We start from the raw sequence: 22,373 nt of genomic DNA, 5'->3' as shown, positions 1-22,373 counted from the left end.
GCGCGGGCCCACCGTTCCCGGCCCGGTCTCCCGGCCGCCCGGGCCGTCCGCCGATCGTCGCTCGGGGACCGCCGTCCACCGGCGCGCGGGGCCGGTCCCGGCGATCCGCCGATGGGATCCGAGCTTGGAACGGCGGGGGCGCAGCGTCAATCCCGTGTGCGGGACTATCGCTCGGTGCGTGCGGACCGCTGCCGTGCGTAGCCGACGGCCGCGAGCGCGGCGATCAGTCCACCGGTGTAGTAGAGCTGGTTGCGGGTCTCCGGCTCCCGGGCCATCAGCAGGAAGACGGCGACCATTCCGGCCAGCGCCAGCCAGGTCAGATAGGGGTACGCCCACATCCGCACCACCAGCTTGGACGGGTCCTCCCGCTCGGTGCGGCGGCGCAGCACCAGCTGCGACACGGCGATGAAGATCCACACGACCAGGATGATCGCGCCGATCATCTTCAGCAGCCACATGAAGACGTCGTCGGGCCGCCAGTAGCTCAGCAGGACGCAGCCGAAGCCGAAGACGGAGGAGGCGAGGACGGCGTACCGCGGGACCCCGTTGCGTGTGGTGCGGCCCAGTGCCGCCGGGCCCTGGCCGCGGGCGACCAGCGAGCAGGCCATCCGGGAGGCGCCGTAGATATTGGCGTTCATCGCGGAGAGCAGGGCGATCAGCACGACCACGTTCATGATCTGGTCGGCGGCCGGGATGCCCAGATGGTCGAGGGTGGCGACGTACGGGCCCTTGGTGACGACATCGGGGTCGCCCCACGGCACCAGGGTGACGATGACCGCCATGGAGCCGATGTAGAAGACGGCGATGCGCCACATCGCGGTGCGGACGGCCTTGGCCACGCCCTGCACCGGGTGCTCGGACTCGGCCGCGGCGATGGACACGGTCTCCAGACCGCCGTACGCGAAGACGGAGGCGAGGAGGCCGACGATCAGCCCGTCGACACCGTTGGGCATGAATCCGCCGTCGCCGGTGAGGTTCGCGGTGCCGGGCGCGTCGGTACCGGGCAGCAGTCCGGTGATGGCGAGCCCGCCGATCACCAGGAAGAGCACGATCGCGCCGACCTTCAGAGCGGCGAACCAGAATTCGAACTCGCCGAAGTTCTTCACCGCCGCCAGGTTGGTGAGACAGAAGACGGCCATGAAAAGGGCGACCCAGGCCCACTCCGGGGTGCCCGGCAGCCAGCCCGTCATGATCTTGGCGGCGCCGATCGCCTCCAGGCCGACGGCGACGCAGAGCAGGAACCAGAAGGCCCAGCCGGCGGTGAAGCCGGCCCAGGGGCCGATCGCCCGCTCGGCGTGGACGGAGAACGAGCCGGAGGCCGGATTGGCCGCCGACAGCTCGCCCAGCATCCGCATCACCAGCATGACCAGCAGCCCGGAGAGCGCGTAGGCCACGACGATGGACGGACCGGCGGCGGCGATGCCCGCGCCGGAGCCGACGAACAGTCCGGCGCCGATGACACCGCCGAGGGCGATCATCGACAGATGGCGCTGCTTGAGACCGGGGGAGAGCGTGACGTCGGCCGGGCGGCGCTCGCCGCCGTCGCCGGGCTGCCCGGTGGGTTCCGCCTGTTCGGCGGGGGCGGAGGTACGGGACATGGGGACGCCCTCTTCGTAGCGGTCGGGGAGATTCGTCGAAGGGGCCACAGTCTGAGTGGGCGTACCGCCCAGAGGGAACGGGTGTCCGCTATACGGTCACCAGGCTCACACACCGCATCCACGCGCCTACTCGCGGGTAATACGGGATCGGTTCCCTGCCCATTGGTGAGATCCTACAGAACACCCAGGGCTCGCCCCGGGGCTCCGATGGCCTGTTAGGGGCGTGACCAGCGTCACGTGCCGCCCCGGGTGTAAGCGGTGCTTTGTGGATTCCCCATGAACGGCTCGGGTCCGCCTTTGTCGGCGACTGATGGTGAGGCGGTGAAGGACCGTCGGTTACGGTCACCGTGTTCCCGCCGCCCGGGCCCTCTCCCGCACCTCTCTTCCTGCCGTTCCTGCCGTTCTGCCGTTCTGCTGTTCCTGCCTTCCGACCTTCCGGAGTTCCGATGAGTACTGCCACCCTCACCTCCCGCCCCGGCGTGGTCCTCGCGGACCTGCTCCCCGCCTCCCGGACCCGCGATATCGCGCTCGTCGTCGGCGGCGCCGCGCTCACCGGTCTGGCCGCCCAGATCTCCCTCCCGGTCCCCGGCTCCCCGGTACCCGTCTCCGGCCAGACCTTTGCCGCACTGCTCGTCGGCACCGCGCTCGGCGCCCGCCGCGGCTTCCTCTCCCTCGGGCTCTACGCGGTCGCGGGCATCGCGGGCATGCCGTGGTTCGCCGAGGGCGCCTCCGGCTGGGGCATGCCGTCCTTCGGCTACATCCTCGGCATGCTGCTGGCCGCCACCGTCGTCGGCGCGCTGGCCCGCCGCGGCGCCGACCGCTCGGTCCCGCGCACCGCGGCCGCCATGGTCCTCGGCTCCGCGATCATCTACGCGATCGGCGTCCCCTATCTCGCCCTCGCCACCGGAATGACGCTCTCCCAGGCGGTCGCCGCGGGCCTCACCCCGTTTTTGATCGGCGACGCGCTGAAGGCGGCCCTGGCGATGGGCGCGCTGCCCGCCGCATGGAAGCTCGTGGGCCGCAAGGGCTGAGCGGGTCCGTCCCGCCGCGGGTGCCCCGGGCCGGTCCCGGGGCACCGCCGTAACCGGGCACTCCCGGTCCGTATCCGGGCACATCCGGTCCGCGGAGGCGCGCCGGTGGTACGGCCGGTACCCGGCCACGGTCCGGCGGCACGGTGCGTGCCACACTCGGACCATGCGCGTGTACCTCGGTTCCGACCATGCCGGATACGAACTCAAGAACCACCTCGTCGAATGGCTCACGGCCCATGGCCACGAGCCCGTCGACTGCGGTCCCCATATCTACGACGCCCTCGACGACTACCCGCCCTTCTGCCTGCGCGCCGCCGAGCGCACCGCCGCCGATCCCGACAGCCTCGGCATCGTCATCGGCGGCTCCGGCAACGGCGAGCAGATCGCCGCGAACAAGGTGAAGGGCGTCCGCGCCGCGCTGGCGTGGAGCGAGCAGACGGCCGCCCTGGGCCGCGAGCACAACAACGCCAACGTGATCGCCGTCGGCGGCCGGATGCACTCCGTGGAGGAGTCCACCAAGTTCGTGGAGATCTTCCTCAACACGCCGTACTCCGGCGAGGAGCGGCACACCCGCCGTATCGAGATGCTCTCGCGCTACGAGGAGACCGGCGAGCTCCCCCCGATCCCCGAGGGGCACCCGCAGCAGCCGTAGGCCCGCCCCGCGCCCCCGCCGTCCGGCGGGGGCGCGGCCGTTTCCCCGCCGCCGTACCACCGCCCGTACGAGGAGCAGCACCGTGCCCGAGGGGCATACGATCCACCGGCTCGCCGCCGACCACCGGGACCGGTTCGCCGGCCGCCCGGTCCGGGTGAGCAGCCCCCAGGGGAAGTTCGCCGACGCCGCCGCGCTGCTCGACGGGCAGCCCCTGGAGGAGACCGAGGCGCACGGCAAGCACCTGTTCCTCGGCTTCGGCGCCCAGGGCTGGGTCCATATCCATCTCGGGCTCTTCGGCCGGGTCGACTTTGGTACGCCTCCGCTGCCCCCGCCGCTGGACACCGTCCGGCTGCGGCTGGCCGCCCCCGGCGCCTATACGGATCTGCGCGGACCGACCACCTGCGCGCTGATCACCGACGCCGAGAAGGGCGCGATACACGACCGGCTGGGCCCGGACCCGCTGCGCCCGCCCGGGGACCCGCTCTCCGGCGACCCCGACCGCGCCTGGGCCCGGATCAGCCGCTCCCGTACGACCGTCGCGGCCCTGCTGCTGGACCAGAAGATCGTCGCGGGTGTCGGCAACGTCTACCGCGCCGAGGTCCTGTTCCGGCTCGGTATCGACCCCTACCGCGCGGGGCGCGATCTGCGGCGCGCGGAGTGGGACGCGATCTGGGCGGATCTGGTGGAGCTGATGCACGAGGGTGTACGGCACAACCGCATCGACACCGTGCGCCCGGAGCACACGCCGGAGGCGATGGGGCGCGCGCCGCGGGTGGACGACCACGGCGGCGAGGTGTACGTCTACCGCCGGGCGAACCTCCCCTGCCATGTGTGCGGGACCCCGGTCCGGACGGCGGACCTGGCGGCCCGGAACCTCTTCTGGTGCCCCGGCTGCCAGCGCGCCTGAACCCCCGCCCCGGGGCCCGGGACGGGGGTTCGGACTCCTCCGGCGGTCCCGGCCGCGCCGGGACCGGACGGTCAGAAGTCGTGCGGATACCAGGGCGCCGCCGCGGAGCCGAACGCCGTGGAGGCGGCGGCCAGCGCCCCCGGCCGCAGCTCCCGGACCTGCCCGGCCGAGGCCAGTGAGGCCAGTGAGGTCCCGCCCAGATAGGCGGCGCCCAGGGCCCGTACCGGAAGGGCCAGGTCGGCCGGGTCCGCCGTACGCTCGCAGACCGCGCCCGAGGCGTCGGCCGACAGCCGCCAGCGGCCGGTGTTCCAGTCGCAGAACCCGTCCTCGATGTCCAGGACGACGTCCACCGGCGCCGCGTACCCCCGTGCCGTGAGCGCCGCGCCCGCCTCGACCAGCCGGACGTACAGCCCGTCCCACTGCCGCAGCCCGCACCGCCGCTGGTCCGAGACGAGATGGAGCAGCGGATCGTCGAGGGGCAGGCTGTGCCTGGTCAGCGTCGACGCCAGGTCGATACCGAAGAGATAGCGCCAGAGCGCCGCCCGCGAGGCGGGGTCGTCCGCGTACAGTTCCTGGACCTCGACCGTGCCCGACGGGCCCGAGGCGTCCCACGCCGAGCGGTTGCGGTAGCGCGCGAAGCCGGTGACCTCGCCGTCCGTCTCCGCGAGCACACAGCGCAGCGGCGCGGACGGATCGTTCTCCAGTACCTGGAGGGTGTCCCAGCCGGGCAGCCGGGCGATCATCCCGGGCCGCTGCGGTACCGCCCGGGCGTATACGGCCTCGCACTGCGCGAGGGCCTCCAGGGGCGGGGCCGTCCGTATCCGGACCGCGTCGGTCCCGTCCGGCAGCGGTCCCAGGCCCACCCGGGACGTGTCGATCTCGGCCCGCAGGAGCCGGCTCGCCCCGCCGTATCCGTAGCGGCCGTAGATCGCGGGCTCGGAGGCGGTCAGCATGGCGACCGCCTCGCCCGCTTCCCGCATACCGTCGAGCTGGCGGCGCATCATCGCGCCGAGGATCCCGCGCCGCCGGTGTGTGGCCGCGACGCTCACCATGGTGACGCCCGCGATCGTCGCCGAGCGCCCGCCGGGCACCGTCACCTCGAACCGGAACGATCCGGCGGTCCCCACGATCAGCTTGCCGTCCCGGACGGCCAGGGACCGTCCCGGGTCCGTGATCCGGCGGACCGCGTCCCGGTGTTCCGCCCCCTTGCCGGCACCCCCGAAGGCGCGCTCCAGCACGCCGTACCACTCGTCCCAATCCGCCTCGGACAGCACATGAAGCTCAGTACTGGTCATACGACCATCCCTACCGCAGCGGACCCTCGACTACCAGCGGTTTTTCCGCTGCCTCAACGGTCACACAGGACACAGGTAGTGAGTCCTGTCATATGCCATGATGATCGGGCGATATGTCGACAGTGCGATCCGATTTCGAACGCATTGTCTGAGGGGTCCCCCTGCACGAACGGCCGATGGGTCGATAGGGTCACACGACAATGGCCCACCGCAACGCAGCAGCTTCGATGAGGGCCCGGATGCGCAAAGCCGTGCACCGGGTCCGGGTCGCGCTGCGCAAATCCGCCGTCGACTACTTCCGCGGTGACGGCTCCGACACCATCGCCCTCACCGGGCTCCTGCTCACCGTCCCGCTGCTGACCTGGGGCACCACCCTCAACTCGGAGTGGCTCTCCCCGGCCGCCCTGGTCCTGCCGATCGTGGCCGGCGCACTGCTGCTCCGCCCCGCCAGCCTGCTCGGTCTCTACGCGGCCTGCGCGGGCGGCCTGATCGTCGAGTCCTTCGCCCTGGGACCGTACGGGGACGGCCCGGCCCGGGTCACCCCGGGCATCGTGCTGGTGGTCGCCGCCTGCGGATTCTTCGGGCTGCTGATCGCCCAGTTCCGGGCCAGGGTCGGCGTGCCCTGGCGGCGCGGCGGCACCATGCTCTTCGACCTCCGCGAACGCATCCGGGTCCAGAGCGCCCTGCCCCGGCTGCCCAAGGGCTGGCACCGCGAGATGGCGCTGCGCCCGGCGGGCGGCCAGTCCTTCTCCGGGGACTTCGTCGTCGCGGCCCGCACCAACGGCGGCCGGACCCTGGAGATCGTCCTCACCGATGTCTCCGGCAAGGGGATGGACGCGGCCTCCCGCGCCCTGCTGCTCTCCGGCGCCTTCGGCGGGCTCCTCGGCTCCCTGCCCCCGCACGGCTTTCTGCCCGCCGCCAACGGCTATCTGCTCCGCCAGGACTGGGACGAGGGCTTCGCCACATCCATCCATCTCGTTCTCGACCTGGACTCCGGCGACTTCGAGCTGTACTCCGCCGGACACCTCCCGGCGCTCCAGCTCAACGCGGGCAGCGGGATCTGGGAGGAGAAGGCCGCCGAGGGGCCGCTGCTCGGGGTCTACGACGGGGCGCAGTTCGACCCGGTGAAGGGCTCCCTGCGGCCCGGCGACGTCCTGATGCTCTTCACCGACGGCCTGGTGGAGGCGCCGGGCCGCGACCTCAGCGAGGGAATGGACCGGCTGACCGGCGAGGCCGACCGCTATGTCCCCACCGGCTTCGAAGGCGCCGCCTGGCATCTGATCGAAGCGGTCGCCAAGGACGTCAACGACGACCGCGCCCTCCTGCTGCTCTGCCGCGGATCCTGACGCTCCCCGCCGAGGGGGTGCGGGCGGCTTTCGCCGTCAGGCCGTGAGCCCGCGGGACAGCCGCCCGCTGATCACCGACGCCCACACCATCGCGGTGATCCCGCCGGACGCGATCGCCAGGGAACCGCCCGCGCCCCCGCTCATCGCCCAGACATTGCCGGCCAGCAGCGCCGTACCGGCTGCCAGGGACACCGCGGCAAGGCCCCGCTCACCGCCGCGGGCGAAGGCCCGGCCGAGCACGTACAGCGCGGCGATCAGGCTGATGAACGTGAGTGACCCGGCGGCCATATGCGCGGCGCTCGCCGCCGAGACCGTCTCCGGAACCCCGGCGGGCGCACCGGCGAAGCCGTCGCCCGGATCCACCACGAAGACCCCGGCGAGGACCGTCCCGACACCGTAGGACAGCAGCAGCCGGGGCGCCCAGATGCCGCCCGGCCTGCCGCGCAGTGCCCGCCGCAGCCCGGCCGAACCCGCGATCGCCAGCAGACCGGTGACCACGAAGTTGGTGATCTGGATCCAGCCGGGGCCGCCGTTGGCGAGCATGCTCAGCGGGTGCCGGGTGATGTCGTAGCCGTCCCGTGCCACCGCCTGGGCCAGGGAGACGGCCGCCCAGAGCGGACCCGCGGCGGCACCGGCGGTGAGCAGGGCCCGGGTACGCCGCACGGCCGGGTCGGCGGGAAGGGCGGCGGCGGGGGAGACGGCCGGGGAGACGGTGGGAGTGGTGACGCTCATGGCGGGCTTCCTTTCCTCGGCGGGACCGTCCCCGCCTGCTCGGTTCTCACCCCGTCGTCGAACGGCCGATACGACAGGGAATGCCGCCGTTCCCTGTCGCATACTCTGTTCGATGCCTGGGCAGAGCACGGCGATCGGACGCCGGGCCGGAACGAAAGCGAGAGCGCGATGCGGTACCTGATGATGACCAAGGCCCCCGCCGAGCCCACCGCCCCCGACGAGAAGCTGTTCACCGAGATGGCCGCGTTCATCGAGGAACTGACCGCCTCCGGGACGCTGCTCGCCACCGGCGGCCTCGCCCCGCAGGGCGTCCGGGTCGTCTCCTCCGGCGACGAGATCACCATCACCGACGGCCCCTTCACCGAGGCCAAGGAGGCGGTCGTGGGCTTTGCGCTGGTCGAGGCCCGGGACCGGGACGAGGCGATCGAACTGGCCCGCCGCTTCCGCCGGATCGCGGGCGACGGCGAGAGCGTCATCCAGGAGGTCTTCGGCGGCTGACCGGCGGCTTGACCGGCGGCGGGCGGAGCGGCCCGAACGAAACGAGCAGCGGGAAAGAACAGCGGGAGGGAGAGCGCACGGTGGCGGATGTCCGCGGCGCCGTCGGCGCGGTCTGGAAGCAGGAGGCCGCGCGCATCGTCGCGGCTCTCACCCGCCTGGTCCGCGATATCGGACTGGCCGAGGAACTCGCCCAGGACGCCCTGGTGTCCGCCCTCGAACAGTGGCCGGAGTCGGGTGTCCCGGAGAATCCGGGCGCCTGGCTGATGGCCGTGGCCCGGCGGCGGGCCGTCGACACCATCCGCCGTGCCCGGAACCTGGAGGAGAAACAGGGGCAGTTGGCCTACGAGGCCCGGGAACGGCAGCGCCGGGACGCGGCCCCGGACTCCGCCGCCGGCGGCCCTGAAGACGGCCCCGGAGACGGTACGGGCGGGGCCGGCGCCCCGGACGACGACGCCTCCGGGGAGCCCGGCGGGGCCGACGACGTACTGCGTCTGATGTTCCTCTCCTGCCACCCCGTGCTGCCCACCGCGGCCCGGGCCGCCCTCACCCTCCGGCTGGTCGCCGGGCTCTCCGCCGCCGAGATCGCCCGCGCCTTCCTGGTCACCGAGACCACCGTCGCCCGCCGGATCGCCGATGCCAAGAGGACCCTCGCCGAGGCCGGGGTCCCCTTCGAACTGCCGCCCGGCGCCGAACTTGCCGAGCGGCTCGGCTCCGTACTGGAGGTCGTGTATCTGATCTTCAACGAGGGGTATACGGCCACCGGCGGCGACGATCTGCGCCGCCCCGGGCTCACCCTGGAAGCCCTCCGGCTCGGCAGACTGCTGGCGGGCCTGGCCCCCGCCGAACCCGAAGTCCACGGTCTGGTCGCGCTGATGGAGATCCAGGAGTCCCGCGCCGCCGCCCGCACCGGCCCGGCCGGGGAGCCGGTCCCGCTGCACGAGCAGAACCGCGGCCGCTGGGACCCGCTGCTGATCCGCCGCGGCTTCGCCTCGATGCTGCGCGCCCGCGACACCGCGCGGACGGCGGGCGGATCGCCGGGGCCGTATGTCCTCCAGGCCGCGATCGCCGTCACCCATGCCCAGGCGCCCACCGCCGCGGACACCGACTGGCCGGGTATCGCCGGGCTCTACGCCGCGCTGGTCCAGCTGCTGCCCACCCCGGTCGTCCGGCTCAACCGGGCCGTCGCCGTCGGCCACGCCCACGGCCCGGCGGCCGGGCTCGCCCTCGCCGACTCACTCGCCGCCGATCCCGCCCTGCGCGACTACCACCTGCTGCCGGGAGTACGGGGCGATCTGCTGGCCCGGCTCGGCCGCCACGACGAGGCCCGGCTGGAGTTCGAACGGGCCGCCGCCCTCACCGCGAACACCGCGGAACGGGCCTTCCTGCTCCGCCGCGCCGACGCCTCGGCCCTCGCCGGGGCCCGCGCGGCGGCCTCCGGCACCACCGACCCCGGCCCCACGGGTCCCGCACCCGCGTCCGCCGGTTCCGCGGGCGGCCTCGGTGCCGCCGTCGACGCCTTCCTCGCCCACGGCGGTCTCGGCGCCGCCGGCGTCCGCTCCTACGCCCAGACCCTGACCCGGCTGCGCCGCGCCCTCGGCGAGCGGTTCCCCCTCGCCGGGCTCACCCCGGAGACCGTGGCCCGGGTCTTCGCGAGCGCCTGGCCGACCGCCGCGCCCGCCACCTGGAACCGGCACCGCTCGGCGTTCCGCTCCTTCGCCGCCTGGGTACCGCTGGACCCGGCCGCCGCCGAGGGACCGCCCCGGCGCTCCGGCGCCCCCGCCGCGGTCCGCCCATTCGCCCCGGAGGCACTCGAAGCGCTCTGGCACCGGCCCGGCCTCCCGCTGCGGGAACGGACGCTGTGGCGGCTGCTGTACGAGTCGGCGGCACCGGTCACCGCCGTACTCGCGCTCGATGTGGCCGATCTGGACCTGGCCGACCGCACGGCCCGCTCCGGCCGGTACCGGATCACCTGGCGGTCGGGGGCCGCGCGGCTGCTCCCGGAGCTGATCGGCGACCGTACCGCAGGACCGCTCTTTCTCACCGACCGCCGTCCGGGACCGGCCCGCGCCGCCGGGGCGGACCCGGTGACGGGCCGGGCGCGCCTGAGCTACGAACGGGCCGAGTACCTCTTCAAACGGGCCGGAGCCGGGCTGGACCCGGACGGCGCGGACTGGACCCTGGGCCGGCTCGGCCGTTCGGACCCGGCCCGTGACCGGGCCGCCCCGGCGGACAAGGGAAAGGGGACCGGGCGCCGTTGACCCGGCGGCCGGTCCCCGCTCGCGCGTGACGCGCGTTCCGTCAGGCGCTCAGCAGAGCACCGAGGACGCGGTGTCGTTCTCGTTCCCGGGCAGGTTCACCCGGTAGCCGTTCCGCATGTCATGGATGGCACCGTTCCGGTTGGCGTCCACCCACCAGTAGCAGGTGCCTCCGCTGTCGTTGGACCACGACGACAGCTGATCGTTGAAGCCGTAGTCCCCGAGGAAGCCGATGGCATCACCCGGCCTGATGGCGATCCCCCCGCCGGTGAAATTGACGTCCCGGTAGAGACAGAGGCTGTTGGACGGACAGTTGGCGCCCGAGAAGTGCACGGGCGCGGCCGCGGCGGCCGCCGTCACCGGCCCGGACACCGCCGGAGAGGTCGAGGCGGTGGCGGACGGCGCGAGGGCCAGCCCCGTGGTCAGCGCGGCGGCGGCGAAGAGGGCGATACGGCGCATGGTGAAGCCTCCTGGTCTGCGGCGAAGAGCCGGGATCTCCCGGTACCGGGGAACGATGTCCGGCCACCGGACCGCCCAATCCCGGCCCTCACCCGGACGGCACGGGCGCGCGGGGGCGCGGAGGGTGCCGCCGGTGCACATGCGGGCGCGGCGGCCGCCCGAGGGCAACCGCCGCGCTCCGTACCGCTCTTGACCTCACGGCTCCGGCCGCAGGGCGGCCGGCCGCGGGAATCCCGGTGGTACGGCTCCGGGGTGTACGGCTCCGCGCGCCCCGCTCAGGCGACGCCGGCCCGTTCGCGCGCGGGGAGCACCTTCGCCAGCAGTCCGGACTGCCCGGCCGCCAGCGGGCCGAGGACCGCCAGGATCAGGACGTATCCCGCGATGAACGGGGAGAGCCGGTCGTCGAGTCCGGCGGCCGCCGCCATCGTGGCGAGGATCAGCGCGAACTCGCCGCGCGCCAGCAGGGTGGTGGAGATATTGGCGGCCGGGCCGGGGCCGAAGCCGTACATCCTGGCCGCGGCGACTCCGGCGAGGACGTTCATCGCCAGGGTCAGGACGACCGCGGCGAGCACCGGCCAGAGGACGGTCGGCAGATCGCCCGGGTCGATGGAGAGGCCGAAGGCGAAGAAGAAGATCGCGCCGAAGGCGTCCCGCAGCGGATGGACCAGCTTGCGGATCCGGTCCCCGGAGGAGGTACTGCCCAGCATCAGGCCGACCATGAAGGCGCCGATGGCGTCCGCGACCCCGAACCACTCGGAGACACCGGCCAGGAACACGGCGGCGCCCAGGAAGGAGATGACGAGCAGCTCGTCGTCGCGGGTGTCGATGAGCCGGCCCACGACCCGGGTGCCGAACCGGGCGGCGAGCGCCAGCAGCAGCAGGAAGCCGAACGCCTTCCCGGCGTCCATCACGGCCGCCGACAGACTGTCCGCCCCGGAGAGGATCGGCTGGAGCGCGGCCAGGTAGAGGGCGAGGAAGATGTCCTCGACCACGATGATGCCGAGGATGGGCTTGGTCTCGGGATTGCCGAGCCGGCCGAGGTCGACGAGGACCTTCGTCACGATCGCGGACGAGGAGATGCCGAGGACTCCGGCGAGCACCAGGGCCTCGGAGGTGCCCCAGCCCAGGGCGAAACCGAAGCCGAGTCCGGCGCCGACGTTCAGGGCGAGATAGGTCCCCCCGGCCAGCGCCATCCGGCGGCCGCCGCGCTTGAGGTCGTCGAGATGGAATTCGAGACCCAGGTAGAAGAGGAGGAGGACCAGGCCGAGCGCGGAGAGCATCTCCAGGTCGTGCGGGTCCGAGACCAGGACGAAGCCCGGGGTGTGCGGGCCCAGGAGGATCCCGGCCAGGATGAAGAGCGGAATGGTCGGCAGGCCGATGCGGCCGCCGAGCCGGGCGAGGAAGGCGGCGGCCAGAAAGGCCCCGCCCATGGCGATGAGGGTGTCTGCGTGTCCGATGGCTCAATCCTTCGCGGTTTCGCCGGCCGGTGATGACGGGGACGGCGGCCGGCTGGGATGAGTCAAGAGGGCGTCAAGGAACCGTCAGTAATTAGTTTACCAAAAGATTGATGTCCGCAACTAAAGGGGGTCGTAGACCGCCACCCGGCCGGGGCCGCACCCGCCACCCGGCCGGGACCGCACCGCCGCCCGCCACCGCCGCCCCACCCCGGGACCACTGGGGCCCGCCCGCCCCCGCACGGGCCGTTCGCCCCCCGGCCGGATTCCGCCCTCGGACGAATCCGTTCCGGATCCGCATGGACCGCGCCGCCGCCGGTCACGATCTCCCGCAGGCGCGGCGGCACCCCGGACCACCGGGCCCGCCCGCCCCCGCGAGACCGAGCGACCGAGAGTGTGATCAGCTGTGGCGATTTCCCTGTCCGTGGTGCTCCTGATGGGCATCGTCCTGGTCCTGCTGATGCGCTCCGGGGCGCTCAAGGCCGGACCCGCCCTGGCGGCCGTCCTCTTCGGCTTCTTCCTGGCCTCGACCGGAATGGCCCCCGACATCAGGGAGTTCCTCGACTCCCTCGCCGACGGCATCAGCGGCATCGGCTTCTGACCCCGGCGCCCGGCGGCCTCCCCGTACCGCCGGGCAGGGGCCGCCACCTGCCGGAAGTCCGGCCCCGAGGGGCCGGGTACGGGCCCGGGGGAGGGGGCGGAAATCGCCACAGCGCGACCCGGAGCGGATACGGCAAAGGCCCGTGGCCGGTTCGGAAACCGGCCACGGGCCTGTGTCATGGAGCGGGCGACGGGAATCGAACCCGCGTAGCCAGTTTGGAAGACTGGGGCTCTACCATTGAGCTACGCCCGCAAGCGCCCAGGAGGCGCCGTGCCGCAGGTCCGCGGCACGAAGAGCATCGTAGCGGGTTCCGGGCGCCCCCCGCACGCCCGTATCGCCGCGAGCGGTTCCCGGCGCCGCCGGCACCACCCGGCGTCCGCCTCCGCGGCCCTCCGTGCACCCGTGCGCCCTGCTCCCGACCGCAATAACCAGCGGCCGTACGGCCTGCGAACATGTACCCTACGTGTCGCACCGACGGGGTGTGGCGCAGCTTGGTAGCGCGTCCGCTTTGGGAGCGGAAGGTCGTCGGTTCGAATCCGGCCACCCCGACCACCGTCATCGGCGCCCCGCAAGATCGCATTGTGGGGCGCATCCTGCATGCAGCTACTATGCAAACTGCGTGCCCGCGTGTCCGGACACTGGCCGGCGCCGACCAGCTTGTGCGAAACGGCCCGGGCCGGTGAGCCGAGCCGCGCCGAGGGGCGGGGACGCGGTATGACCCCAGTATTCAGCCATCAAGGAGACCGAACCGTGAAGAGCGCCGTGGAGACCCTGAACCCGACCCGGGTTCGGCTCACTGTCGAGGTGCCCTTCGAGGAGCTCAAGGACAGCCTCGACGCGGCGTACAAGAAGATCAACCAGCAGGTCACGGTCAAGGGCTTCCGCAAGGGCAAGATCCCGGCCCGGGTGATCGACCAGCGGTTCGGCCGTGGTGCGGTCCTGGAGGAGGCGGTCAACGACGCGCTTCCGAAGTTCTACTCCGAGGCCGTGCGTGAAGCGGAGATCAACCCGCTGGGCCAGCCCGAGGTGGACATCACCGAGCTGAAGGACGGCGAGACGCTGAACTTCACCGCCGAGGTCGACGTCCGCCCCGAGATCGAGATCCCGGACTACTCCGGCATCGAGGTCGAGGTCGACGCGGTCGAGGTCACGGACGAGGACATCGACAAGGCGGTCGAGCAGCTCCGTGAGCGCTTCGTCACCACCTCCCCGGTCGAGCGCGCCGCCGCCGACGGCGACACGGTCACCGTCGACCTGGAGGCCAAGGTCGACGGCGAGGTCCTCGCCGACGGTGTCGCGAGCGACGTCTCCTACACGATCGGCTCCGGCCAGCTGCTCGACGGCATCGACGACGCCGTCACGGGCCTGGAGGCCGGTGGCGAGGCCACCTTCACCTCCGAGCTGAAGGGCGGCTCCGCCGAGGGCAAGGAGGCCGAGGTCACCGTCAAGGTCACCCAGGTCTCCGCCCGCGAGCTGCCCGCCCTGGACGACGACTTCGCCCAGCTGGCGAGCGAGTTCGACACCCTCGAGGAGCTGCGCGCCGACAGCCGCAAGCGCCTGGAGAACAGCAAGACCTACGACCAGGCCACCCAGGCCCAGGAGCGGGTCCTCGAAGAGCTGCTGAAGATCACCGAGGTGCCGATCCCCGAGAAGCTTCTCGAGGAGGAGGTCAACACCCGCAAGCACAACCTGGAGCACCACCAGCTCGGCCAGATGGGCCTCGACCTGGAGAAGTACCTGGAGATCCAGGGCAAGACCGTCGAGGAGTTCGACGCCGAGACCCGCGAGCAGGCGGTCAAGGGCATCAAGACCCAGTTCGTCCTCGACGAGCTGGTCTCCAAGGAGAAGCTGAACGTCAGCCAGGAGGAGCTCACCGAGCACCTCGTGCGCCGTGCCGCCTCCTCCGGCATGAGCCCCGACCAGTTCGCCCAGGCCGTCGTCGAGGGCGGTCAGGTCCCGATGCTGGTCGGCGAGGTCGCCCGCGGCAAGGCGCTGGCCGTGGTCGTCGAGGCCGCCAAGGTCGTCGACACCAACGGTGAGGTCGTGGACCTGGACGACGAGGACGAGACCGAGACCGCCGCCGAGACGGTCGAGGCCGCTGTCGACGCCGACGCGGACGCCGACGCCGACGCGGAGAAGGCCGACAAGGCCTGAGGCGCAAGCAGTCGCAGGGACGGCCCCGGCCGTCCCCGGGAACGCCGGCAGGGCCCGGACGCACACCGCGTCCGGGCCCTGCCCCTTCCCCGCTCCGGTACGCCCCGGACCCGGCACCCGCCCGGAGTCCGCGGCCCGGCCCGGGAAGCTCCCCGCGCCCGGCCCGGCCCCGCGCCCGGCCGCATTCCCCCGGGCGTGACCTTGCGCTCCGAGCGAACAGTTCGGGAACCGGGATGGCGTTGTCCGACCTGCGCGTTAGGGTCCATGAATACGAGGGGCAGGCGAGTATCCCGCCCCCGGCTGAAAAGACGCTGAGACGGCGGGCAGCCGTCAGAGACGAGCAGGTGGACACGTGACGAATCTGATGCCCCAAGCCGCCGGTGAGCCGTCCCTCGGTGGCCTCGGCGACCATGTCTTCAACCGGCTGCTCGGCGAGCGCATCGTCTACCTCGGCCAGCAGGTCGACGACGACATCGCGAACAAGATCACCGCACAGATGCTGCTCCTGGCCGCCGACCCGGAGAAGGACATCTACCTCTACATCAACAGCCCCGGTGGCTCCGTGACGGCCGGTATGGCGGTCTACGACACCATGCAGTTCATCCCGAACGACGTGGTCACCATCGGTATGGGCATGGCGGCCTCGATGGGCCAGTTCCTGCTCACCGGCGGCACCCCCGGCAAGCGCTTCGCGCTGCCGAACACCGACATCCTGATGCACCAGGGCTCGGCCGGTCTCGGCGGCACCGCCTCCGACATCAAGATCCAGGCCCAGTACCTGCTCCGTACGAAGCAGCGCATGGCGGAGATCACCGCCCGTCACTCCGGCCAGACCGTGGAGGCGATCCTGCGCGACGGCGACCGCGACCGCTGGTTCACCGCCGAGGAGGCCAAGGAGTACGGCCTCATCGACGACATCATGTCGTCCGCGTCGAACGTCCCGGGCGGCGGCGGCACCGGCGCCTGAGCGACCGCGTACCCCCACCGCACAGCCACCCCGGCCCGCGGCGGCGCCCCCGGCGCCACCGGGCCCCTCGAACCGGAAGGCCGAGAACACCCATGAGCACCTTCTCCGCGAGCGGCCTCTACACCGGCCCGCAGCCGGACAACCGCTACGTCGTCCCGCGCTTCGTCGAGCGCACCTCCCAGGGCGTCCGTGAGTACGACCCGTACGCCAAGCTCTTCGAGGAGCGCGTGATCTTCCTCGGAGTGCAGATCGACGACGCCTCCGCCAACGACGTCATGGCCCAGCTGCTGTGCCTGGAGTCGATGGATCCGGACCGCGACATCTCGATCTACATCAACAGCCCCGGCGGCTCCTTCACGGCGCTGACCGCGATCTACGACACGATGCAGTTCGTGAAGCCCGACATCCAGACCGTCTGCATGGGCCAGGCGGCCTCCGCCGCGGCCGTGCTGCTCGCCGCCGGCACCCCCGGCAAGCGGATGGCCCTGCCGCACGCCCGGGTGCTGATCCACCAGCCGTCCTCGCAGACCGGCCGGGAGCAGCTCTCCGACCTGGAGATCGCCGCCAACGAGATCCTGCGGATGCGCAGCCAGTTGGAGGAGATGCTCGCCAAGCACTCCACCACCCCGCTGGACAAGGTCCGCGACGACATCGAGCGCGACAAGATCCTGACCGCCGACGACGCCCTGGCGTACGGTCTGATCGACCAGATCGTCTCGACCCGCAAGACCACGGCGGCCGCAGCCGCCTGACCCGGTGCCGTCACACTTGGCGCGGTCCACGACAATGTGAACCGCGCCAAGAGGGGCCCGAACGGGGCCCCCGGCACGGTACCGTCGAATATGAGGCACCAGGAGCGGCTGCACCAGGCCGCTCCCAGGCGAAGGGGAAGCACCTCGTGGCACGCATCGGTGACGGCGGCGATCTGCTCAAGTGCTCGTTCTGCGGAAAGAGCCAGAAGCAGGTGAAGAAGCTCATCGCAGGCCCCGGTGTGTACATCTGCGACGAGTGCATCGAACTCTGCAACGAGATCATCGAGGAGGAGCTGGCCGAGACCTCCGAGGTGCGCTGGGAGGAACTGCCCAAGCCGCGCGAGATCTACGAGTTCCTGGAGGGGTACGTCGTCGGGCAGGAGCCCGCGAAGAAGGCCCTCTCCGTCGCGGTCTACAACCACTACAAGCGGGTGCAGGCCGGCGAGACCGGCGGGCCGAACGGCCGTGACGACGCCATCGAGCTGGCCAAGTCGAACATCCTGCTGCTGGGCCCCACCGGCTCCGGCAAGACCCTGCTCGCCCAGACCCTCGCCCGGATGCTGAACGTCCCGTTCGCGATCGCCGACGCCACGGCGCTCACCGAGGCCGGCTATGTCGGCGAGGACGTCGAGAACATCCTGCTGAAGCTCATTCAGGCCGCCGACTACGACGTCAAAAAGGCCGAGACCGGGATCATCTACATCGACGAGATCGACAAGGTCGCCCGTAAGAGCGAAAACCCGTCGATCACCCGGGACGTCAGCGGCGAGGGCGTCCAGCAGGCGCTGCTGAAGATCCTGGAGGGCACCACCGCCTCCGTACCCCCGCAGGGCGGACGGAAGCACCCGCACCAGGAGTTCATCCAGATCGACACCACGAACGTGCTGTTCATCGTGGGCGGTGCCTTCGCCGGTCTGGAGAAGATCATCGAGTCCCGGGCCGGGGCCAAGGGCATCGGCTTCGGCGCCACCATCCGCTCCAAGCGGGAGATCGAGGCGAGCGACCAGTTCCAGGAGGTCATGCCCGAGGACCTGGTGAAGTTCGGGATGATCCCCGAGTTCATCGGCCGGCTCCCGGTCATCACCTCGGTCCACAACCTCGACCGCGAAGCGCTGCTGAAGATCCTGGTCGAGCCGCGCAACGCCCTGGTCAAGCAGTACCAGCGGCTTTTCGAACTCGACGGGGTGGAGCTGGACTTCGACCGTCCGGCCCTGGAGGCCATCGCCGACCAGGCGATCCTGCGCGGCACCGGCGCCCGTGGACTGCGCGCCATCATGGAGGAGGTCCTCCAGTCGGTGATGTACGAGGTGCCGTCCCGCAAGGACGTCGCCCGCGTCGTCATCACCGCGGACGTGGTCCGCAACAACGTGAACCCCACCCTGGTGCCCCGGATCGTCCAGAGCGACGGCCGCCACGAGAAGTCGGCGTAACGCCCCGCCCGCCCCGCAGGCAACGGCCTCCGCCCCCGTACCGCGTGTACGGGGGCGGAGGCCGTTCCGGCGTTCTGGTCCGGTGTTCCGTTCCCGCGGTCAGACCTTGGTGCGCGAGGTGTTGTAGAGCTTCGCCGCCAGGTCCGCCAGCTTGGCCTGGTCCATCGGCTTCGCCGCGGTCCCGGTACCCGAGAGCATCGACAGCTCCATATGCATCACCACGACCACGCTGCTGTAGTCGGCCCAGACGCACATCGGGACCTCGAACTCCTGCTTCCCCGAGGTGTCCTTGGCGTTCTGGCACTTCAACACGGCGCCGCTGAAGCCGTCCGGCTGCACCGCGTCGCGGCTGCCGAGGAGCTTCACCTTGCCCTCCTTAGCGGCGTCCTTCTCGACCAGCTCGAAGAAGTTGTCGGCCGCCTGCTCCGGCTTGTCGACCTTGCCCCAGAAGCCGGTCAGCACCAGCATCTTGCCGGTCGTCGGGTCGGCGCCCGCCTTGTAGCCCGCGGCCACCTGCACGGGGTCCTTGATCCCCATTGCCTCGGCGTCCTTGCGGTCCGACTCCTTCATCTTCTCGTCGCCGGAGTCGCTCTGCCGCTCGTACTCGCCCACCGAAGCGGCCGGGGTGATCTTGTAGCCGCGGGTGCTGTCGGCGACCGAGCCGCCCGAGCCGTCACCGTCGCCGAGCAGCAGATAGCCACCGCCGCCGATCACCGCGAGCGCCACCACGGCCGCGGCTATGACCAGACCGGTTTTCTTCTTCTTCGGCGCGGCCGGCACCGGGGGCTGGCCCGGGTAGCCGGGCTGCTGACCGTACGGACCGGGCTGCTGGGGCGCACCCCACTGGCCCGGCTGCTGCGGCGCACCGGGGTGACCGGGCTGGCCGGGGTGTCCGGGAGCGCCCGGTGCCGCACCGGGCTGGCCGGGCTGGGCGTACGGATTGGGCCCGCCCTGCTGGGGGAAGCCGTAGCCGCCCGGCGCCGGCTGACCGTAGGGACCCGGCTGCCCGGGGGGCTGCTGCGGGTAGCCGTAGCCGGGCTGCTGGGCCGGAGGCTGCTGCGCCGGACCGCCGTAGGGACCCGGCTGACCGTACGGTCCCGGCTGCTGCGGCTGGCCGTCGTAGGGTCCCGGCTGGTTCTGGCTCATCCTCTGAGTTCCCCCTGTGGATACGCTTATCTGGATCTCACATCCTCACCCACGGGCCGATCTCCCGCGGCGACGGGGGTCACACCGTTACCGAACCTTCCCGTTTCCGTACCGCCCTGTGACACCCCCTAGACTGAGCCCGTGACCGAGAACACTCAGCAGCAGCCAGCCAGCACCCCCGAACTGCCGACCCAGTACGCGCCGGCCGAGGTAGAGGGGACGCTGTACGAGCGCTGGGTAGGACGCGGTTACTTCGAGGCGGACGCCAAGAGCGACAAGACCCCGTACACGGTCGTCATCCCGCCGCCGAACGTCACCGGCTCGCTCCACATGGGCCATGCCTTCGAGCACACCCTGATCGACGCCCTCACCCGCCGGAAGCGGATGCAGGGCTACGAGACGCTGTGGCAGCCCGGTATGGACCACGCCGGTATCGCCACCCAGAACGTCGTCGAGCGGGAGCTGGCCAAGGAGGGCAAGTCCCGCCACGACCTCGGCCGGGAGGCGTTCGTCGAGCGCGTCTGGCAGTGGAAGGCGGAGTCCGGCGGCCAGATCCAGGGCCAGATGCGCCGCCTCGGCGAGGGCGTCGCCTGGAGCCGGGACCGCTTCACCATGGACGAAGGTCTGTCCCGGGCCGTCCGCGCCGTCTTCAAGAAGATGTACGACGACGGGCTGATCTACCGCGCCGAACGCATCATCAACTGGTGCCCGCGCTGTCTGACCGCCATCTCCGACATCGAGGTCGAGTACCAGGACGACGACGGCGAGCTGGTCTCGCTGAAGTACGGCGACGGGGACGAGACCCTCGTCGTCGCGACCACCCGCGCCGAGACGATGCTGGGTGACACCGCGGTCGCCGTCCACCCCGACGACGAGCGGTACGCCCATCTCATCGGCAAGCGCATCAAGCTCCCGCTGACCGACCGGAGCATCCCCGTCGTCGCCGACACCCATGTCGACCCGGAGTTCGGCACCGGCGCCGTCAAGGTGACCCCCGCCCACGACCCCAACGACTTCGCCATCGGCCAGCGCCACGGCCTGGAGTCCGTCGAGGTCCTCGACGAGCGCGGCATCATCACCGTCCCCGGCCCCTTCCAGGGCCTGGACCGCTTCGAGGCCCGCTCGGCGATCGTCGCCGCACTGCGCGCCGAGGGCCGGATCGTCGCCGAGAAGCGCCCGTACACCCACTCCGTCGGCCACTGCTCCCGCTGCCGCACCACCCTGGAGCCGAGGGTCTCGCTCCAGTGGTGGGTCAAGGTCGAGCCGCTCGCCAAGGCCGCGGGCGACGCCGTCCGCGACGGCAAGGTCGCGATCCACCCGGCCGATATGACCCAGCGCTACTACGACTGGGTCGACAACATGCACGACTGGTGCATCTCGCGCCAGCTGTGGTGGGGCCACCGGATCCCGGTCTGGCACGGCCCGGACGGCCAGATGGTCGCCGTCGGCCCCGACGAGGAGCCGCCGTCCGGCGAGGGCTGGGAGCAGGACCCCGATGTCCTCGACACCTGGTTCTCCTCCGGCCTGTGGCCCTTCTCCACCCTGGGCTGGCCCGAGCAGACCCCGGACCTGGAGAAGTTCTACTCCACCGACGTCCTGGTCACCGGCTACGACCTGATGTTCTTCTGGGTCGCCCGGATGATGATGTTCGGCCTGTACGCCATGGACGGCGAACCGCCGTTCCGTACGGTCGCCTTCCACGGCATGGTCCGCGACGAGTTCGGCAAGAAGATGTCGAAGTCCGCGGGGAACACCGTGAACCCGCTGGACTGGATGGACACCTACGGCTCCGACGCGGTCCGCTTCACGCTGGCCCGCGGCGCCAACCCGGGCACCGACGTCCCGATCGGCGAGGACTGGGTCCAGGCGTCCCGCAACTTCGCCAACAAGATCTGGAACGCCACCCGGTTCGCCCTGATGAACGGCGCCACGGTCGAGGGCGAACTGCCCCCGGCGGAGCAGCTGTCGGCGGCCGACCGGTGGATCCTCTCCCGGCTGAACAAGACCGTCGCCGACGTCGACGCGTTCTACGAGGACTACCAGTTCGCCAAGTTGTCGGACGCGCTCTACCACTTCGCGTGGGACGAGGTCTTCGACTGGTACGTCGAGCTGTCCAAGACCACCTACTTCGCCGGCGGCGACCAGGCGAAGGTCTCCGCCCGGGTCCTCGGCGAGGTGCTGGACGTCAGCCTGCGGCTGCTCCACCCGGTGATGCCGTTCGTCACCGAGGCCCTGTGGACCACGCTCACCGGCCGGGAGTCCGTCGTCGTCGCCGACTGGCCCGCCGACAGCGGCTTCCGCGACGAGGCCGCCGAACGGGAGATCGAGCTGGTCCAGCGGGTCGTCACCGAGGTCCGCCGGTTCCGCTCGGACCAGGGCCTCCAGCCCGGCCAGAAGGTGCCCGCCCGGCTCGACCTGGCCGGTACGGCGCTCGCGCCGCACGAGGCCGCGATCCGCCAGCTGCTCCGGCTCCAGGCGGCGGGCGAGGACTTCAGCGCCACGGCGACCCTCCCGGTGGCCGGGGCGACCGTCGCCCTCGACCTCTCCGGCACCATCGACGTCGCCGCGGAGCGCAAGCGCCTCGCGAAGGACCTGGCGGCGGCGGAGAAGGAGAAGGCGCAGGCCGAGGCCAAGCTGGGCAACGAGGCGTTCCTGGCGAAGGCGCCGGACCAGGTGGTCGACAAGATCCGCGGCCGGCTGGCGGCCGCGGAGGCGGACATCACCCGCATCACCAACCAGCTCGCCGCCCTCCCCGCGGCCTGACGCTGCGCTCCGCGGGCGGCGGAATCTCTCCAGCGCCCCCGGCCCCGGGTTCCGACCCGTGGTCCGGGGGCGCTCCCTTTTCCCGGGGGGTAGGGGAGGGGGTTTAGGGGCGCTGGGGGTCCCCCCACGCCGCTAGGCGTAGGGGGCGGAACTGCGCGAACGGCCACGACGGCGCCGCAGTCGGAACCCGGTCTCATCCTGACGGCGGGATGCCGCCGCCCCGGGGCATCGGCCCCGTTTGCCGGGAAAGCCCGTCTCCCGACCACCTGCCATGGGTGGCTTGTCGCGCAGTTCCCCGCGCCCCTGGGTACTCGAACTCCAGCGCCTTGCCCA

General features: G+C 71.8%; 17 protein-coding genes, 2 tRNA genes and 1 pseudogene. 13 read left to right on the top strand and 7 right to left on the bottom strand.

What is annotated here, in order from left to right; translation table 11 throughout:
* Positions 1 to 164: 164 nt before the first annotated feature.
* Complete coding sequence (locus ACWDR0_RS24725) at positions 165 to 1,598, bottom strand: amino acid permease (RefSeq protein WP_456353953.1); 1,434 nt, start codon at positions 1,596 to 1,598, stop codon at positions 165 to 167.
* A 446-nt stretch (positions 1,599 to 2,044) separates the two neighbouring features.
* On the opposite strand from ACWDR0_RS24725, the gene ACWDR0_RS24720 reads away from it, so the two are divergent.
* The 3 genes from ACWDR0_RS24720 to ACWDR0_RS24710 all read left to right on the top strand — a co-directional run bounded on the left by ACWDR0_RS24720 (position 2,045) and on the right by ACWDR0_RS24710 (position 4,188).
* Positions 2,045 to 2,629, top strand: a complete 585-nt coding sequence (locus ACWDR0_RS24720; RefSeq protein ID WP_456353941.1) for a biotin transporter BioY — start codon at positions 2,045 to 2,047, stop codon at positions 2,627 to 2,629.
* A 163-nt stretch (positions 2,630 to 2,792) separates the two neighbouring features.
* Complete coding sequence (locus ACWDR0_RS24715) at positions 2,793 to 3,281, top strand: ribose-5-phosphate isomerase (protein ID WP_456353940.1); 489 nt, start codon at positions 2,793 to 2,795, stop codon at positions 3,279 to 3,281.
* An 82-nt stretch (positions 3,282 to 3,363) separates the two neighbouring features.
* Entirely contained in the window at positions 3,364 to 4,188 is an 825-nt protein-coding gene (locus ACWDR0_RS24710; RefSeq protein WP_456353939.1) for an Fpg/Nei family DNA glycosylase, read from the top strand.
* A 71-nt stretch (positions 4,189 to 4,259) separates the two neighbouring features.
* Here ACWDR0_RS24710 and ACWDR0_RS24705 read toward each other — a convergent pair whose 3' ends face one another.
* Complete coding sequence (locus ACWDR0_RS24705) at positions 4,260 to 5,483, bottom strand: GNAT family N-acetyltransferase (RefSeq protein WP_456353938.1); 1,224 nt, start codon at positions 5,481 to 5,483, stop codon at positions 4,260 to 4,262.
* 239 nt (positions 5,484 to 5,722) lie between these two features.
* Between ACWDR0_RS24705 and ACWDR0_RS24700 the strand changes: the two genes are divergently transcribed.
* Complete coding sequence (locus ACWDR0_RS24700) at positions 5,723 to 6,829, top strand: PP2C family protein-serine/threonine phosphatase (RefSeq protein ID WP_456353937.1); 1,107 nt, start codon at positions 5,723 to 5,725, stop codon at positions 6,827 to 6,829.
* A gap of 36 nt (positions 6,830 to 6,865) precedes the next feature.
* Here the strand turns inward: ACWDR0_RS24700 and ACWDR0_RS24695 are convergent, their stop codons facing one another.
* Complete coding sequence (locus ACWDR0_RS24695; RefSeq protein WP_456353936.1) at positions 6,866 to 7,561, bottom strand: DUF998 domain-containing protein; 696 nt, start codon at positions 7,559 to 7,561, stop codon at positions 6,866 to 6,868.
* Between the two features lie 168 nt (positions 7,562 to 7,729).
* Here ACWDR0_RS24695 and ACWDR0_RS24690 point away from each other — a divergent pair, with 168 nt between their 5' ends.
* Together ACWDR0_RS24690 and ACWDR0_RS24685 are read left to right on the top strand one after the other, a co-directional pair.
* Positions 7,730 to 8,059 carry a YciI family protein gene (locus tag ACWDR0_RS24690; RefSeq protein ID WP_456353935.1) on the top strand — a complete coding sequence of 110 codons (330 nt, stop codon included), beginning with the start codon at positions 7,730 to 7,732 and terminating at the stop codon, positions 8,057 to 8,059.
* Positions 8,060 to 8,139: 80 nt separating this feature from the next.
* Positions 8,140 to 9,465, top strand: a pseudogene (locus ACWDR0_RS24685) (RNA polymerase sigma factor); the annotation flags it as partial.
* 900 nt (positions 9,466 to 10,365) lie between these two features.
* Here ACWDR0_RS24685 and ACWDR0_RS24680 read toward each other — a convergent pair.
* Together ACWDR0_RS24680 and ACWDR0_RS24675 are read right to left on the bottom strand one after the other, a co-directional pair.
* Entirely contained in the window at positions 10,366 to 10,773 is a 408-nt protein-coding gene (locus tag ACWDR0_RS24680) for a peptidase inhibitor family I36 protein (RefSeq protein WP_456353934.1), read from the bottom strand.
* Positions 10,774 to 11,048: 275 nt separating this feature from the next.
* Positions 11,049 to 12,203 carry a cation:proton antiporter gene (locus ACWDR0_RS24675; RefSeq protein ID WP_456353933.1) on the bottom strand — a complete coding sequence of 385 codons (1,155 nt, stop codon included), beginning with the start codon at positions 12,201 to 12,203 and terminating at the stop codon, positions 11,049 to 11,051.
* A 430-nt stretch (positions 12,204 to 12,633) separates the two neighbouring features.
* On the opposite strand from ACWDR0_RS24675, the gene ACWDR0_RS24670 reads away from it, so the two are divergent.
* Complete coding sequence (locus ACWDR0_RS24670) at positions 12,634 to 12,828, top strand: hypothetical protein (RefSeq protein ID WP_456353932.1); 195 nt, start codon at positions 12,634 to 12,636, stop codon at positions 12,826 to 12,828.
* Positions 12,829 to 13,006: 178 nt separating this feature from the next.
* On the opposite strand, the gene ACWDR0_RS24665 is transcribed toward ACWDR0_RS24670, so the two are convergent.
* Positions 13,007 to 13,080 (bottom strand) — tRNA-Gly (locus ACWDR0_RS24665).
* A gap of 223 nt (positions 13,081 to 13,303) precedes the next feature.
* Between ACWDR0_RS24665 and ACWDR0_RS24660 the strand changes: the two genes are divergently transcribed.
* The 5 genes from ACWDR0_RS24660 (at position 13,304) to clpX (ending at position 18,131) form a co-directional block, all read left to right on the top strand.
* A tRNA-Pro gene (locus ACWDR0_RS24660) sits at positions 13,304 to 13,380 on the top strand.
* 198 nt (positions 13,381 to 13,578) lie between these two features.
* A complete protein-coding gene (gene tig, locus ACWDR0_RS24655; protein ID WP_456353931.1) occupies positions 13,579 to 14,982 on the top strand; it encodes a trigger factor in 1,404 nt (467 codons plus the stop codon).
* Positions 14,983 to 15,346: 364 nt separating this feature from the next.
* A complete protein-coding gene (locus ACWDR0_RS24650; RefSeq protein ID WP_456353952.1) occupies positions 15,347 to 15,949 on the top strand; it encodes an ATP-dependent Clp protease proteolytic subunit in 603 nt (200 codons plus the stop codon).
* 92 nt (positions 15,950 to 16,041) lie between these two features.
* Positions 16,042 to 16,701: an ATP-dependent Clp protease proteolytic subunit gene (locus ACWDR0_RS24645; protein ID WP_456353930.1), complete on the top strand. Its 660-nt coding sequence runs from the start codon at positions 16,042 to 16,044 to the stop codon at positions 16,699 to 16,701.
* Between the two features lie 146 nt (positions 16,702 to 16,847).
* Entirely contained in the window at positions 16,848 to 18,131 is a 1,284-nt protein-coding gene (gene clpX / locus ACWDR0_RS24640) for an ATP-dependent Clp protease ATP-binding subunit ClpX (protein WP_146480022.1), read from the top strand.
* A 99-nt stretch (positions 18,132 to 18,230) separates the two neighbouring features.
* Here the strand turns inward: clpX and ACWDR0_RS24635 are convergent, their stop codons facing one another.
* Positions 18,231 to 19,277, bottom strand: coding sequence for a hypothetical protein (locus ACWDR0_RS24635; protein WP_456353929.1), 1,047 nt, complete (start codon positions 19,275 to 19,277; stop codon positions 18,231 to 18,233).
* Between the two features lie 141 nt (positions 19,278 to 19,418).
* On the opposite strand from ACWDR0_RS24635, the gene ACWDR0_RS24630 reads away from it, so the two are divergent.
* Positions 19,419 to 22,040, top strand: a complete 2,622-nt coding sequence (locus tag ACWDR0_RS24630; protein WP_456353928.1) for a valine--tRNA ligase — start codon at positions 19,419 to 19,421, stop codon at positions 22,038 to 22,040.
* Positions 22,041 to 22,373 lie beyond the last annotated feature (333 nt).

The organism is Streptomyces sp. NPDC003691 (genome assembly GCF_053981115.1).
Note: the sequence above shows the minus strand (reverse complement) of the source record. Positions and strands in the feature narration are given on the sequence as shown.